At 67.0% G+C, this 14,098-nt stretch carries 12 protein-coding genes and 2 pseudogenes; 7 read left to right on the top strand and 7 right to left on the bottom strand.

The window, feature by feature from the left end:
* Positions 1-91: 91 nt before the first annotated feature.
* The gene (locus ACQEVG_RS20685; protein WP_432986108.1) at positions 92-943 is read right to left on the bottom strand and encodes an SURF1 family protein; all 852 of its coding nucleotides are present in this window, start codon (positions 941-943) and stop codon (positions 92-94) included.
* Between the two features lie 49 nt (positions 944-992).
* On the bottom strand, positions 993-2,846 hold the full coding sequence (locus ACQEVG_RS20690; RefSeq protein ID WP_432986110.1) for a prolyl oligopeptidase family serine peptidase: 1,854 nt from the start codon (positions 2,844-2,846) through the stop codon (positions 993-995).
* A gap of 147 nt (positions 2,847-2,993) precedes the next feature.
* On the opposite strand from ACQEVG_RS20690, the gene ACQEVG_RS20695 reads away from it, so the two are divergent.
* Entirely contained in the window at positions 2,994-3,368 is a 375-nt protein-coding gene (locus tag ACQEVG_RS20695; RefSeq protein ID WP_432986112.1) for a nuclear transport factor 2 family protein, read from the top strand.
* 8 nt (positions 3,369-3,376) lie between these two features.
* On the opposite strand, the gene ACQEVG_RS20700 is transcribed toward ACQEVG_RS20695, so the two are convergent.
* The 3 genes from ACQEVG_RS20700 to ACQEVG_RS20710 all read right to left on the bottom strand — a co-directional run bounded on the left by ACQEVG_RS20700 (position 3,377) and on the right by ACQEVG_RS20710 (position 5,107).
* Positions 3,377-3,679 (bottom strand): DUF6191 domain-containing protein, encoded by a 303-nt coding sequence (locus ACQEVG_RS20700; RefSeq protein ID WP_432986114.1) that lies wholly within the window; start codon positions 3,677-3,679, stop codon positions 3,377-3,379.
* A gap of 4 nt (positions 3,680-3,683) precedes the next feature.
* Complete coding sequence (locus tag ACQEVG_RS20705) at positions 3,684-4,403, bottom strand: 4'-phosphopantetheinyl transferase family protein (protein WP_432986116.1); 720 nt, start codon at positions 4,401-4,403, stop codon at positions 3,684-3,686.
* Between the two features lie 128 nt (positions 4,404-4,531).
* Entirely contained in the window at positions 4,532-5,107 is a 576-nt protein-coding gene (locus ACQEVG_RS20710) for a TerD family protein (protein ID WP_404725370.1), read from the bottom strand.
* A 130-nt stretch (positions 5,108-5,237) separates the two neighbouring features.
* On the opposite strand from ACQEVG_RS20710, the pseudogene ACQEVG_RS20715 reads away from it, so the two are divergent.
* The 3 genes and pseudogenes from ACQEVG_RS20715 to ACQEVG_RS20725 all read left to right on the top strand — a co-directional run.
* Positions 5,238-5,513, top strand: a pseudogene (locus ACQEVG_RS20715) (ArsR/SmtB family transcription factor); the annotation flags it as partial.
* Between the two features lie 38 nt (positions 5,514-5,551).
* On the top strand, positions 5,552-6,226 hold the full coding sequence (locus ACQEVG_RS20720) for an SRPBCC family protein (protein ID WP_432986119.1): 675 nt from the start codon (positions 5,552-5,554) through the stop codon (positions 6,224-6,226).
* Between the two features lie 63 nt (positions 6,227-6,289).
* Positions 6,290-6,599, top strand: a pseudogene (locus ACQEVG_RS20725) (LysR substrate-binding domain-containing protein); the annotation flags it as partial.
* Between the two features lie 96 nt (positions 6,600-6,695).
* On the opposite strand, the gene ACQEVG_RS20730 reads toward ACQEVG_RS20725, so the two are convergent.
* Entirely contained in the window at positions 6,696-7,148 is a 453-nt protein-coding gene (locus tag ACQEVG_RS20730; protein ID WP_432986121.1) for a DUF7144 family membrane protein, read from the bottom strand.
* 358 nt (positions 7,149-7,506) lie between these two features.
* Between ACQEVG_RS20730 and ACQEVG_RS20735 the strand changes: the two genes are divergently transcribed.
* Entirely contained in the window at positions 7,507-10,491 is a 2,985-nt protein-coding gene (locus tag ACQEVG_RS20735) for an ATP-binding protein (RefSeq protein ID WP_432986123.1), read from the top strand.
* Between the two features lie 585 nt (positions 10,492-11,076).
* Here ACQEVG_RS20735 and ACQEVG_RS20740 read toward each other — a convergent pair.
* Positions 11,077-11,739: a hypothetical protein gene (locus tag ACQEVG_RS20740; RefSeq protein WP_432986125.1), complete on the bottom strand. Its 663-nt coding sequence runs from the start codon at positions 11,737-11,739 to the stop codon at positions 11,077-11,079.
* Positions 11,740-12,220: 481 nt separating this feature from the next.
* Between ACQEVG_RS20740 and ACQEVG_RS20745 the strand changes: the two genes are divergently transcribed.
* Together ACQEVG_RS20745 and ACQEVG_RS20750 are read left to right on the top strand one after the other, a co-directional pair.
* Entirely contained in the window at positions 12,221-12,763 is a 543-nt protein-coding gene (locus ACQEVG_RS20745) for a DUF4365 domain-containing protein (protein ID WP_432986127.1), read from the top strand.
* Positions 12,745-13,965, top strand: a complete 1,221-nt coding sequence (locus tag ACQEVG_RS20750; RefSeq protein WP_432986129.1) for a hypothetical protein — start codon at positions 12,745-12,747, stop codon at positions 13,963-13,965. Before ACQEVG_RS20745 ends, ACQEVG_RS20750 begins: the two co-directional genes overlap by 19 nt.
* The last annotated feature ends 133 nt before the right edge of the window (positions 13,966-14,098 follow it).

Consider the following 14,098-nt stretch of genomic DNA (forward strand, 5'->3'; position numbering starts at 1 on the left):
GAGACAGCGCAAGCCGGGCGAAGTAGGCCCGCGGGGTGAGGGAAGCATCCGCTCTGCGGCTCCGCCGCGGGAGCCGGCCGCAGGCGCGTCGTCAGGCTCGGCCTACGCCGGGCCCGGTTTCGGGCCCGGGTCCGGGTCCGGCGACGGGCCGGTCGGCGGCTCCGTGGCCCGTCTCCGGATCGGGGCCGGTCTCCGGCTCCGGGTCCAGGCCCAGCGCACTGTCCCGTGCCGCCTCCGCATCGCGCCGCAGCAGCCGGAACCACATGAACAGCACGAAGCCCGCGAAGACGAACCACTCCCCGGTGTAGCCGAGGTTCTGAAACGCCTTGAGGTCAAGACCGCTGCCCTCCGGCGCCACCGCGGGCACCGCCGTCAGCCCGCTGTCCGCCGCGGTCAGGGTGACCCACGCGTCGTACACGTCGTCCGGCACGAGGTTCACGAGCGAGGCCGCGCTGATCATCCCCAGCTGGCCGCTGGGCAGCCCGCCGGACGCCTGGACCCCGTCCGTGCCGGGCGTCTCGGAGGCCTGTAGCGCACCGGCCACGGTGACCCGGCCAGCGGGCGCCGCGGGGACCTGGCCCCCCTTCGGCAGCCAGCCGCGGACCACGGGCAGCGTCCGACCGCCGTCGGTCTTCAGCAGCGTCAGCACATACGAGCCGTTCTTGCCGTCCAGCTCCCGGTCCGGCACCAGGAACTGCTTCCCGTACTGCCCGGCGGCGGTTGCCTGCCGCCCCGACGTCTCCTTGTCGACCGGCAGCAACTCGTCGACGGGCGCGGCCTTCTGCTCACCGGGCGCCGGCTTCCGCTCCGCCTCCTGGTGCGTGTGCACGCGTTCCTCGAACTTGCCGAGCTGCCAGGAGCCCATGAAGACGCAGAAGGGGATCGCCAGCACGACGAAGATATTGATCCCCCACCAGCGGGGCGTCAGCAGGAACCGGTACACCCCTCCACGGTACGGAACGTGCCCGCGGGCTCTGGGCCCACCCCTCCGGTTAACCCGGGTGCGCCCCCTGTCCCAGGTGCTCGGCTGCGAAGGCGATCTCCAGCCGCACCTGCTTGATCCGCTCCTCCACGACGAGCGACCCGTGCCCCGCGTCGTACCGGTACACCTCGTGCACCGCGCCCCGCGCCGCCAGCCTGTCCACATAGTTCTCGACCTGGCGGATCGGACACCGCGGGTCGTTGACGCCCGCGGAGATGTAGACCGGCGCCCGCACCGCGTCCACATATGTCAGCGGCGACGAGGCCTCGAACCGCTCCGGGACCTCCTCCGGGGTGCCGCCGAGCAGCGTGCGGTCCATCGCCTTCAGGGCTTCCATCTCGTCGTGGTACGCCGTGACGTAGTCCGCGACCGGGACCGCCGCAAGCCCCAGCGCCCACGCCTCCGGCTGGGTGCCGAGACCGAGCAGGGTCAGATAGCCGCCCCAGGAGCCGCCCGCCAGTATCAGCTTCGCCGGGTCCGCGAGCCCGGACGCCACCGCCCACTCGCGGACCGCCGCGATGTCCTCCAGCTCGATCAGCCCGACCCGGTGCTTGAGGGCGTCCGTCCACTCCCGTCCGTACCCCGTCGAGCCGCGGTAGTTGACCCGTACCACCGCGTACCCCTGGTCGATCCAGGCCGCCGGGCCCGCCGCGAAGGCGTCACTGTCGTGCCAGGTGGGGCCGCCGTGGATCTCGAAGACGGTCGGCAGCGGACCCGTCGCGCCGGCCGGCCTCTGCACCAGCGCATGGATACGGCCTCCCGGCCCCTCCACCCACGCGTCCTCCACCGGCACGGACCCCGGCGCCTTCATCCCCGGAGGGTCGAGCACAACGCCACCCGCGGTCGAGCGCACCTGCGGCGGCAGCGCGGCCGACGACCACAGATACTCCACCTCCCCGTCCGGCCGGGCGGTCGCGCCCGAGACCGAACCGGTCGGCGTCTCGATCCGCACCAGCTCGCGCGTCGCCAGGTCGTACCGCCACAGCTCGCCGCGCGCCTCGAAGCTGTGCGCGACCAGCAGCCCGGAGCCGTCCGGATACCACTCGGCGTTCACATCGCCCGGCAGATCTATCGCGAGATCGGTCTCTTCGCCCGAGGCGACGTCCCAGATCATCGGCTCCCAGCGGCCGCGCCGCTGATGCCCGACGAGCAGCCGGGTGTCCCCGTCCACCGGAGCGAAGCCGAGGACTTCAAGCCCCAGTTCCTTGGTGCCCCCCTTCGTGTCGTCCAGCTCGGCCACCGTGGTGGCTCCGCCGGAGCCTTCGGCGTGGGTGGTGCCCCCGAGGCGCACCACCCGCAGCGCCGAGTGCATCGCGTCCCCGTGCTCGGTGTGCTCGATCGCGACCAGCGTCCCGTCGTGCGAGAGATCGCCGACCCCGGCCGACTCCCGGTGCCGGTAGATCTCGACCGGCTCCGCGCCCGCCCGTACGACATGGATCGTCGTGCCGTCCTCGTCGGTAGACCGGCCGATCACCGAGGTGCCGTCCCGGCCGATGGCCAGCCCCGCCGGGTACGAAGGCTCGAGCCCCGGAGCGGCGGGCTCGTCGGCTCCGCCGCCGAAGGGCTGCCGCATCCAGACCCCGAACTCGTCCCCGTCCGTGTCCGAGAACCACCAGATCGCCGAGCCGTCGGGCGAAAGCACGCCGTCCGTCGTGCCGTTCGGCCGGTCCGTCGCCTGCCGCTGCTCGCCCGTCGCCCTGTCCCATGCGTACAGCTCGTATGTCCCCGTGGCGTTCGACACGAAGAGCGAGCGGTCCGGCGCGTCCTCCGCCCAGTCGGGCAGGGAGACGCGCGGCGCGCGGAAGCGCTTCTCCCAGTCCGTCATGCCGGTCGGCTCCGGCTTGGAGTCAGTGATCTCAGTCATGACCCCATTCTGCGCCGGGCCCCCGACAACCCGTTCGCATGGCCCGCAGCCTGTGGATAACTTCGTTGGCATGTACTCTCCAGCCGCTCGGACTGGCGCGAGTCCAGGGCCGGCCTGATTGTCAGTGGTGCGGTGCACACTCGCCGTATGACCGAACTGCACAAGACAGTTGAGAGCTTCTGGTCGGCGGCGGAGGCCCGCGACTGGTCCACTTTCGCGTCCACGCTCGCCGAGGACGTGCTCTACGACCTGCCGCAGACCCGCGAACGCATACGAGGCAGGGACAGGTACGTCCGGTTCAACCGCGAGTACCCCGGCGACTGGCAGCTGCGCATCCAGCGGATCGTGGCCGACTCCGAGCAGGCCGTCACCTGGGTACACGTCACGGTCGGCCTTGAGGAGATCTACGCGGTCACCTTCTTCACCGCCGACGAGGAGGGCCGGATCACGACCGTCACGGACTTCTGGCCCGAGGCGTACGAACCCCCGCCGGGCCGCGAGCACCTGGTCGAGCGCTACTAGGGCGGGCGTTACTGAGCCTTCGGCACGCGCGGCAGCCGTACCACCGCACGGCCACCGTCCAGGTCGACCGTGGACCGATGCGGCGGAGCTCCGTCCTCCTCGTCGTCCTTCATCAGCAGCGCGCTCTGCCGTTCCTTGAGCTCGCTCTGCTTGCCGGGCGAGAAGGTCGCATGCAGCTGCTCGAACCCGGTCGCGGAAACCTGGCCGCGCCGTCGGCCCCGACCTGTCGCACGCAGTAGTTGGTCGCCGAAGGCTATGCCGACGAGCAGGATCACCAGCCCCGGGAGGGTCATGAAAACGACGAACTCCATGGGCTCAGTCTCCGGTGCGCGGCTGATTGCGTGACCGCGGCATCGACGGGTGGCGGCGGACGGCCACGGCTGCCGCATGGCCGGGGTCGGTAGCCAGGTCGGACAGCAACCAGTCGGCGTTCGCGGCAGGTTGTGGGCCGGTTCCCACGTATGTGAGGGACAGCTCCTCGTTCAGCCCGGCGCCGGTCGCCTTCAGGAGAGCCTCCTTACGGGTCCAGCAACGGGCGAACGCGGTGGGGCGCTCCGCAGTGGGCAGCGAGGCCAGTTCCGTACGCTCCCGCGGGTGCAGCTGGGTCGCGACCTCCGCGGTGGTGCCGCGGTCGGGTACGCCTTCGACATCGACGCCGACCGGCGCCCCGGCGAGGGCGATCAGCACCAGGCCGGCCGTGTGGGAGAGCGAGAAGTGCACGGGGTTCCCGGGGACGACGGGCCGCCCGTGCGGGCCGCCGCAGTTGGCGCACGGTTCGCGCGTCAGCGTCACCGACTCCGGGGCAAGTCCGAGCCGCTCGCCGAGCAGCCTGCGCAGCGCCACATGCGCGACGGCGAAGGCGTCCCGATCAGTGTCCCGGTGGAAGGCGAGCAGACGCGCGGCCTCTCCGGCGTCAAGGAGGTGCCGGTGGGCTGCGGCGTCCTCGGCATGGTCACGGACCCGGCCGGACCAGAGCAGCTCCACGCCGGGCGGCGGCGTCAGCTGCTCGTGGCCGGTCGGTGTGTCGGTCGCCACGCTGTGGTCCTCCTCGGGCCGGAGAGGCTGTCGAAGCGCTTCACGGTCCCCGGCGGCCGGTCGCCCGGAACCGGGTCTGCGGGTCCGACCCCCGAGGAGGCCAGACCCGCGGAACTGCCAGGTGCGGCTCAGATGTTGACGCCGAAGTCCTGCGCGATGCCGCGCAGGCCCGACGCGTAGCCCTGGCCGACCGCGCGGAACTTCCACTCCGCGCCGTTGCGATACAGCTCGCCGAAGACCATCGCCGTCTCGGTCGAGGCGTCCTCGCTCAGGTCGTACCGGGCGAGCTCGGCGCCGCCGGCCTGGTTGACGACGCGGATGAATGCGTTGCGCACCTGGCCGAAGGACTGCTGGCGGCTCTCGCCCTCGTGGATCGAGACCGGGAACACGATCTTGTCGACCTCGGCGGGCACGCCCGACAGGTTCACCTTGATCTGCTCGTCGTCGCCCTCGCCCTCACCCGTGAGGTTGTCTCCGGTGTGCTCGACGGAGCCTTCCGGACTCTTGAGGTTGTTGAAGAAGACGAAGTGCTGGTCGGACACGACCTTGCCGTTGGCGTCCACCAGCAGGGCGCTGGCGTCCAGGTCGAAGTCGGTGCCGGTGGTGCTGCGTACGTCCCAGCCCAGGCCCACGACGACCGCAGACAGGCCCGGGGCCTCCTTGCTGAGCGAAACGTTGCCGCCCTTGGAAAGGCTGACTCCCATGGAAATCCCCTGCGCAATCCGGCGCGGGCCGCGCCTCTTGACGATTCCTTTGCCCACCGGGGCAACGAGCGGCCCCCGGCGCGGGTTCCCCACATTCGTTAAGTTTTGACTTATATAAACGGTGCTCGGCATGGGCATAGTGGGGAACGTGCACGCATTCGACGTACTGGGAGATCCGGTGCGACGCCGGATATTGGAGCTGCTCGCCGAGGGTGAGCAGCAGTCGGGCGCGGTCAGCGCCGTGATCCAGAGCGAGTTCGGGATCTCTCAGCCCGCCGTGTCGCAGCATCTGCGAGTGCTCCGCGAGAGGGGCTTCGCCTCCGTACGGGCGGAGGGCACCCGGCGGCTCTACGCCGTCGACACCGCGCCCCTGCGTGAGGTCGATCTGTGGCTGGACCGTTTCCGCAACGACCGCCGCAAGAGGAATGAGCAGGAGAAGCAGTGATGAGTGACATCGTCGATCACATCGATCACGTCAGCCGCGAGGTCGGCAGCCGGTCCGTCGCGCAGGGCGAGGCGCGCACGGTCCTGCTGCGGCGTACGTACGAGGCCGCGGCCGCAGATGTGTGGGACGCATGCACCGACCCCGAACGCATCGGCCGGTGGTTCCTGCCGGTCAGTGGCGATCTGCGGCCGGGCGGCCACTACCGGCTGGAGGGCAACGCGGGCGGCGAGATCCTGCGGTGCGAGCCGCCGAAGCTGTTGAGGGTGAGCTGGCTGTTCGGCGAGAGCCCGGGCTTCGGCGAGGTCGAGGTGCGGCTGACACCCGAGCCCCGCCCGGCAAACGAGCCCGTCGAGGGCGGCCGGGGCGGCGAGGGCGGCCGGCGAACCGTCTTCGAGCTGGAGCATGTCGCGGTCGTACCGCCGGGGATGTGGGACCAGTTCGGCCCCGGTGCGGTGGGCGTCGGATGGGATCTGGCGGTCTTCGGCCTCGGTATCCATCTGCGCGGACGCTCGGTCGAGGACCCGGCGGCCTGGCAGGTCTCGGACGATGGCCGGGAGTTCATGACCCGCAGCAGCGAGGCATGGGGTGCGGCGTACGAGGCGTCGGGCGCGCCGGCGGACGTGGCGGCCGCCGCGGTGCGTGCCACGACCGGCTTCTACGCGCCCGAGAAGTAGGTCCGGGAGGGACCGACTCAGGCGGTCCGCCGTCGACGTTGATCACTGCGCGCTCTCCGGGAGGTGATGGAGCCGGAGGGCACGGCCGCCCGGCACTGGGCGATGACCCTCTGCCGCAGTGCCCGGGTTCGAACCTGACGTCCGCTTCGAGTCCACGGACCTCCTCCTCCATCTGCGCCTCGTCGAACAGGGCCACGCGGCCGCCCTGCTCCCGGACCTGGTCTGGGGCGGCCGTGCACCGACCGTCCCCCTGCACCAGCTCCCGCGCGGCCATGCGTCCCGCAGGCTTTTCACGGCGGTACGCCGGGGCCGCAGCCGGCACCCTGCGATCCAGGCCTGCCGACAGGCACTCCACAGGGCGTCGTTGTCGTGACAACGACGCCCTGTGGAGGGAGGGCCTGGACCCGGTGACGTTCGCTGTCCGCCAGGATTTCCCGGCGTTGAGCGATACGACTGCGGCAGAGGCTCGTCAGTAGGCCGACGAACGCCCTCGGTCCCCTCGGTCCGTGCACAGCGCCCAGATCACAAAGACCGCGATGGCGATCGAGACGATGGCCCAAACGGGCTGGTACGGAAGCCACATGAAGTTGGCAATGAGGGCGAGCGAGGCCAGCAGCACACCCAAGACACGACCCCAGCCGGTCCCTCTGAGGATGGCCGCGCCGACGAGGGCCACGATCACGCCGAGGATGAGGTGGGTCCAGCCCCAGGCGGTCGAGTCGAACTCGAAGACATAGTTGCCGATCTGTGCGTAGACGTCGTCCTTCGCAATTCCCACGATGCCCTGGAGAATCATGAGTACGCCTTCGACGACCATCAGAACACCGGCGAACATGGCGCCGCCGACCGCCCACATGCTGCGGCCACCGTGGCCTCGTTCGGAATGCTGCGAGGCGCTGGGCTGGGTTGTTGTCTTTGCCATAGCAGGCTCCTTCGTCGAGATGACACCGAGCCTGTTCGGCAGGCCTGGGGGCGGCGACCCGGACGCGGCCATACGGGTGACGGAGTGAACATGACAGCACCGCCCTAACCGGCAGACCATGAGGGCGATGACGGCTACGCCTGGCTCGCCGCGACACGCGTCGTCAAACCGAGGGAGACAGTGGCTGCTGAGCGGAATGGCCGGACCAATTGCGGCCGCTACCCGCTATGCTTACTGGGCACGTTCTCTTGAACACGAAGAGTGTCGAACATCCTGCATCTGGCACTGCCTGATCCGTGGCGACGGCAGTTCGTGACCGTCGTCGCGTGAGCGTTGGCGGGAGGGCCGCATCACGGTGGTGGCGATCGATGTCGTAAGCGCTGTTGTGGGTTGGCTGGTGGCTTTCTGCAGCGACTCCGGCGTCCGTCTGGTCAGAGGTCAACACGACGAGCGATCGCTCAAGAAGACCGTGAGTCGCGCCTTGGCGACGGTCGTGGCCCAGGCGGACCCAGCGGTTCGGCCCGTGCTGGAGCGGGGACTCGCTCGCCACTTCGCCGCATCGCCAAAATTGAGCTTCGGCGGTTCGCCGTCCGTGCGGGACGCCCTGACGGCCGCCGTAGCAGGCCAGATGGTCGAATTGGAGCAGTGGGTCGCCGATGCGACCGGCCGCCCCTTCGCCGACGTGGTGGACATGGAGCCGGCGGAATTCGTCGGACAGGTCTCCGAAGCTGTCGTCACCGGCCTGCGCCAATATGCCGCCGCCGGAGAACTGACGGAGCTGGTCCGCGCCCTCGACACGGCCGAAATCATGGGCCGACTCGAAGTGCTCGGGGTGCAGATCACCGAACTCGCGGTGCCGGCAAGGGCGGCTGCGACGTTCAGTCTGCCCCGCGACATCGCGTCCTTCACCGGGCGCGGTGCCGAGCTGGAACGGATTGTGCAGGTCCTGGACTCGGCCGACCCGGACACCGGGGCCATTGACATTCACGCGATAGACGGAATGGCGGGAATCGGAAAGACTGCCCTCGCCCTGCGCACCGCGCACTTTCTCGCCCCGCGATTCCAGGACGGCCAGCTCTTTCTCCATCTGCATGGTCATACCCCGGGGCAACGCCCGGTCGACCCGTCAGACGCTCTCGCATCGCTGCTTCTCGCAGTAGGGGTACCCGCCAGCCGGATCCCCACGGATCGGCAGACACGGTCGGCACTGTGGCGACAGCAACTGCGCACCAAGAGGATATTGCTACTGCTGGACGATGCTGTATCGAGTGAGCAGATTCGTCACTTGCTGCCCGGATCCCCGGGTTGCCTGGTCCTGATCACTAGCCGACGCCGGCTTACCGCGCTGGAAGGGGTGGTTCCGATCAGCCTGGAAACACTCCCGCCGACAGAGGCGACCGTGCTCTTCTCGCGCCTGGCAGCCCGCCCGGGCCTCTTTCCCTCGGACCCCCATGTCGAGGAGGTCGTACGCCTGTGCGGCTACCTGCCGCTGGCCATTCGGCTCACCGCGGGGAAGCTGGCCCACCATCCGAGCTGGACCGTCCGGGACCTCGTAACCGACCTCACGCGGACACAGAACCGGATTGCGGCAATGCGTGCCGAAGACGACTCCGTGGCTTCAGCGTTCGATCTTTCCTACCATGACCTCGCTCCCGACCCTCAGCTCATGTTCCGGCGGCTCGGTCTGCACCCCGGCTCGGAGATCGACGCGTACGTCGCCGCGGCCCTCGCCGACATGGAGCTGGCAACGGCGCAAGAGCTGCTCGACGACCTCTTCATGCACCACCTCATCGAGGAACCCGCGCGTGGCAGCTACCGCATGCACGACCTCGTGCGGCAGAAAGCAAAGTCCCTGGTCTCCCTGGACTTGGTGCTGGAAACCGAGACCGCACTGGACCGCATGCTGGACTACTACCTGCACACGGCACAGCACGCCGCACATTTCGTCATCGGGCGGGCTCCCGCCTCGGCCCGGCCGACGGTGAACCGGCCTCCCGCCTGGACACCCGAGATCAACAGCTCCGCACAGGCCCTCGACTGGCTGCGAGAACAGCGTGCCAACCTGCACGCCGCCGTCGACTTCGCCGCCTTCCGCGCCCGTCCCACTCACGCGATCTACATCGCGGCAGCGCTGAACGACTTCCTCCGCATCCAAGGGCATTGGGACGAAGCAGTCGCTGTGCACCAGTGCGCTCTGGAAGCGGCGATCCGGACGGGGGACCGCCTCGGGCAGGGCCTGGCTCTGGGAAATCTTGGGTCAGTGCAACGGCTGCAAGGCCAATACCCGGCCGCGGTACGCAGCCAACAGCAGGCACAGAGAGCCTATCGGGAGGTCGGCGACCGCCTCGGCGAAGCGAACGCCGTGCACGAATTGGGCGTCGCGCAACGCCTCTGCTCGGACTACGCCGCCGACCGGGTCAGCCAGGAGCAGGCCGGAGCGCTCTACCGAACTCTCGACAACAAGCTCGGCGAGGCCAACACGCTCCATGAACTCGGCACCATGTATTTCCTGATGGGAAACCTGCATGCGTCGCTCGCCTCGCAGGCGCGTGCACTGGAGATGTTCCAGGAAATCGGCAAACCCTACGGCCTGGCCTTCGCGTACAACGAATTGGCTGTGGCCTCCTACCTCATGGGCGACTACCCGGCAGCCGCGACACATGTCGCCCACGGGATGAGCCTCCATACCGAGCTCGGCAACACGTTCGGGGAGGCCTACTCCCTCAAGGAATTGGGTGTCGTCGAATACCTCACCGGAAACCTTCGCGCCGCGATCACCACGCTCACCTCGGCGGTGGATCTGCACCGCCGACTCGGCAGCCGCTACGGGATGGGACTGGCCCTGACCGACCTGGGCGTGGCCCACCGTCTTTCCGGCGAGCACGCAACGGCCCTCAGTACGCTGCTCCAGGCGCTCAGCCTGCACCGTGAGTTCGCCTTTCGATACGGCGAGGGCTGCACGCTCAAGGAACTCGCGGTCGTGAAGGATCTGCTGGGAGACCGTGCCGGCGCGGAGGCCGATCTCGCATCGGCGCTCCATCTGCACACTGAATTCGGGCACCGTCATGGTCTGACCGACACCGTGATCACCCAGGGAGAGCTTCTGCTCCGCCACGGCGAACACGACCCTGCCAGGGACACGTTCAACCATTCACTGGAGCCGGCGCGGGAGATCGGCGCCCCGCTCCTGGAGGCCCGTGCTGACGAGGGGCTGGGCCACTGCCTCCTCCGCTCCGACGACACGACCGAGGGCCTCGCCAGGCTGAGGCAGGCACAGGCGATCTATCAGCGCATCGGTGCACCTGATCTGGCCCGGGTCGAGGAAGCGCTGCGCGGTCGATAGCGAGCCTTCCGCCAAACGATCAATAAGGGCGGAGGAGGAACGCGAGGGAGTGGACTCCCGTTGAGCTGCGACAGAGCTGCGTCTCGCAGTGTCAGGGGTCGATACGAAGCGGCCGTCACGCAGATGGTCACGCACAACACATCAGGCCCGGGTCGTCACCTGACGACCCGGGCCTGACCTGGTGTTTCAGCTGTCGGGGTGGCGGGATTTGAACCCACGACCTCTTCGTCCCGAATTAGGCCCTGGAAGATCGCCGGCCTGGGACTCAAGCTGAAGACGCAGGTCAGAGCGTCGGGATGTGTCGGTCTCCGGCGGCGCTACAGGGCAGCCATCGCTAGATCGTCTCCAGGATTTCTCCACGGAGGTATGGCGTGGCTGCGTGGGTTCGCTGCGGCTGCTTCCGCCCGCCAACTTTCGTCGTGGCTGACGGCCAGATGGGGAATCAAGACCGAGACCCACGCATCATGAGGACAGTGGGCGGACAGACTGCGGGGTGGTCGGACGTGGCTGCTTTGGCTGCAGCGCCCTCTACGGCGAGTTCGACGCCGTTCATGCAGCGAAAGCAGGCACTAGGAAAAGGAGGGGTTACTCCTCGCTCTCCGTATCACTCGCCTTCTCGTTCTCCGCAGCCTTTCTCGCTCTCTCTTCCATCTCCTCTGCTTCCTTCGCTACCTCATCCTCCCGCTTCTTTTCTTCCCGGGATTCGAGGAGAATCCCGACGCCACGCCCAAAGAGTGCGGAGCCGACAGTTGTTGCAGGCGCAGCAATCATGGCTCCAGCAGGACCTAGAGCGAATACGCTGCCAGCGCCTCCACTGATGAGTAGGAGGCCGCTGAGGGCGCACAGGGCGCCCGTCAAACGTCTCGGCAGGTCCCCCTCCGGAACCCCGCCCTTGAGTAGAATCTCCGACCTCTGGACGAGGTAGTCAATCTCCCGCTGGCCATACTCCTCGATGTATCTGGCAGCGTCGTTGGCAATGTGGTTGAGCGACGTCCCGAGGTCGGGACTGATGCTGCTCGTATCGTGCGTCGCGTGCTTGGCGAAGTCCCGCACGAAACTGGCGCTGTGCCTGATGGCTTCGAGCTCCGCCACCATCTCGTGCCCAACACCGGCTAGATCCTCACGTGACGCATCACTGAGATCCGACTCAGCAAGCCGACCCGTCCAGATCACATCCAAGGCGAGCACACGAATGCACCTATCGGCCAGGTCCACCGCATGGCGCTGCTCTGAGATCGAAAGGGACATCGGTAGTGCCTCCTGCCACCGCATCACGTGGAGATCTGCCCCGATCGTAAGTACAGCTCTTCTCACGTTGCCTCACAGCGTGCGCCGAATGAGCGACCATCCGCATGGTGAGCCTGGGGCGCGTGCCATCACCGTCATGCCGGTGGTGCGCTACTGGCCCTGCGCACCGCCCAATGGGTGCACCGCGTCTGCCGCCTGCGCGCCAGGCTGCGTCGCGGACCGCGGGCGGTTAAGGGCGAGACCTACACATTACGAGTTGTCCGATCTTGGTCCGGGGGCGTCCGTGGGTATCCGCGAAGCAAGCAGCATGCCTGCTCATAGGGGGTGCCGGCCCCGGTGGACAGTGGTGGACAGCGACGGAACAGGGGTGACCGAGGCCCCAACTGAGACCGTGGCGACGCTCCGGCATGAGCCGAATCGTGCGTGACCGACGGTCATCGCCCCCTAGCGCATGGTCAGTTGAACCGGTCACCATGTCCGGATGGACACTCCGGAGGACCCCCGGGTCAACATCCCGACGCCTCGCCCCGATGACACTCATCCTGCTGTCACGGTTCTGGGCGATAAGGCATGCAAGGCGCGGTTCGGAGTCGCGTATGTCCGGGCGATCTTCAGCCAGGCAGGATTCCCTTTTAAGGAAACATCTCCCGACGAGGATGCAATGGCAATCGACGGGGACGTGGATTTTATCGCCGCCTCCGCTCGCGTTCAAATCAAATGCTCGTCACAATTCAAGATATCCGGGCGAGGGGCGACGTGGCCAGCGGAAGTGCATTGGCGCGACCGTTGGAATAAATGCAAGGTTCCCGTATACTTCGTCCTCGTCATACTTGAACATAACGACAGACCCGATTGGGTGGAGCACCATCCGGCCGGAACAGACCAGCAGGCCGCAGCATTCTGGGTCCGAGTTGACAGCATCGGGCCCGAAGAGAACGTTGTGATACCGAAAAGTCAGCGACTGACAATCAGCACTCTCACTCAATGGGCAGAGGAGGTGGAGGAATGCTTCTCGCCGAGGTGAGCGAGATCACGAGCCCCAGCCTCCCCACGATCGATCAAATTCGCGACTATCTTGAGGCTGAGGGTTGGGCGGCGCGAGCTCCCGGACCTGCCGGTTCAATGTGGATCCGCAACGAGAGTCGCATCGGCGTCCCCGACATTGAAGGGGGAGACCCCTACCTCATTGATGGGATTCTGGAGCGCATCGCCAGAGCCGAACAGAAAGATAAGCGTTTCGTCACAAACTACATCCGGTATTACCGCATGGATGTCACTCTCTTGCAGGCCGCGAGCGAGCAGTCCCCCTCGGAGACAATCCCTCTAGGAGCAGCCTCGACGGTTATAAGCTCCGCGCGCTCAATCCTTAGGGCTAGTGGAACCACAGCATGGAATGAGCGGAGTCACATTGCCGGTAATTACGCCAGGCAAGGCGACACCGTCCTGGAGCGGGCAAGGATGGACCATACCGTTCGTGGCCCTTTCATGATTCCTGTATTGGTCCCCCTCCCCCGAATGCAGGCACCTGACAACACGCGTCAGGGGGATGAGTCGTTGGAACTCTTCCGGGCTGCTCCTGAGCCATTTGAACGGCGCGTCACGCGCACGCTCGCTCAATCCCTGCTCGCAGTTCAAGAAGTCATCGTGCAACCTGAAAAAATGCCAACAATGCGTGACTTGCATCTCGCAGTTGAACGCGGAGTAAGTCGAGAGTTTTGCACCGCCCTATCCAAGATCCTCGAAGAGCCATCGATTGGAGAATTCAAGGCCCAGTTTGAATGGGCTCCCGCCGTGAGTGCGCCGGAAACTATGCCCCGAAGTGTCGAGCTACCCTCGGACGCCAGGGAAAAAATTGAGCACGCTGCCGATATCCTAAAGCGCCACCGTGTCGAGCCACGCTCCATCTTCTCCGGCGGCATCGTTGAACTTCGTCATGTCGTGGATGACCCCTGGGGATACATCACGATTTCCACAGTCCGACATGGCAGGGCGTCCGAGATTCGGGTTCGACTTAGGTATGACCAATACCTGGAGGCCATGTCATGGCACAGCAAACACCGAGCGGTGATCGTAGAGGGAACAGTCAGGGAAGGCCCAAATCGACGCCTGGTTGTAGACGAGCCTGTTAGCTGTCGACCGATCGACGAAGCGTTGCTTCCTGAGGATCATAATCCGCCCCTCCCTGCACCTAGGCCGGCTTCGTGGAGCGATCAGAAATTTCGGTAATTGGGCTGGTCAGCCATTCTAAGTCGACCCGCGCGGCAACAACGGGGATCGTCGCAGCTTGAGCCACTGGCCGCCGAGAGAGCCGAGCGTGGGAAGCTTGAGCCAGACGGCGAGCCAACAGGGAGGGAGAGCG

It is taken from the genome of Streptomyces sp. CA-135486 (assembly GCF_050936555.1).
Taxonomy (GTDB): domain Bacteria; phylum Actinomycetota; class Actinomycetes; order Streptomycetales; family Streptomycetaceae; genus Streptomyces.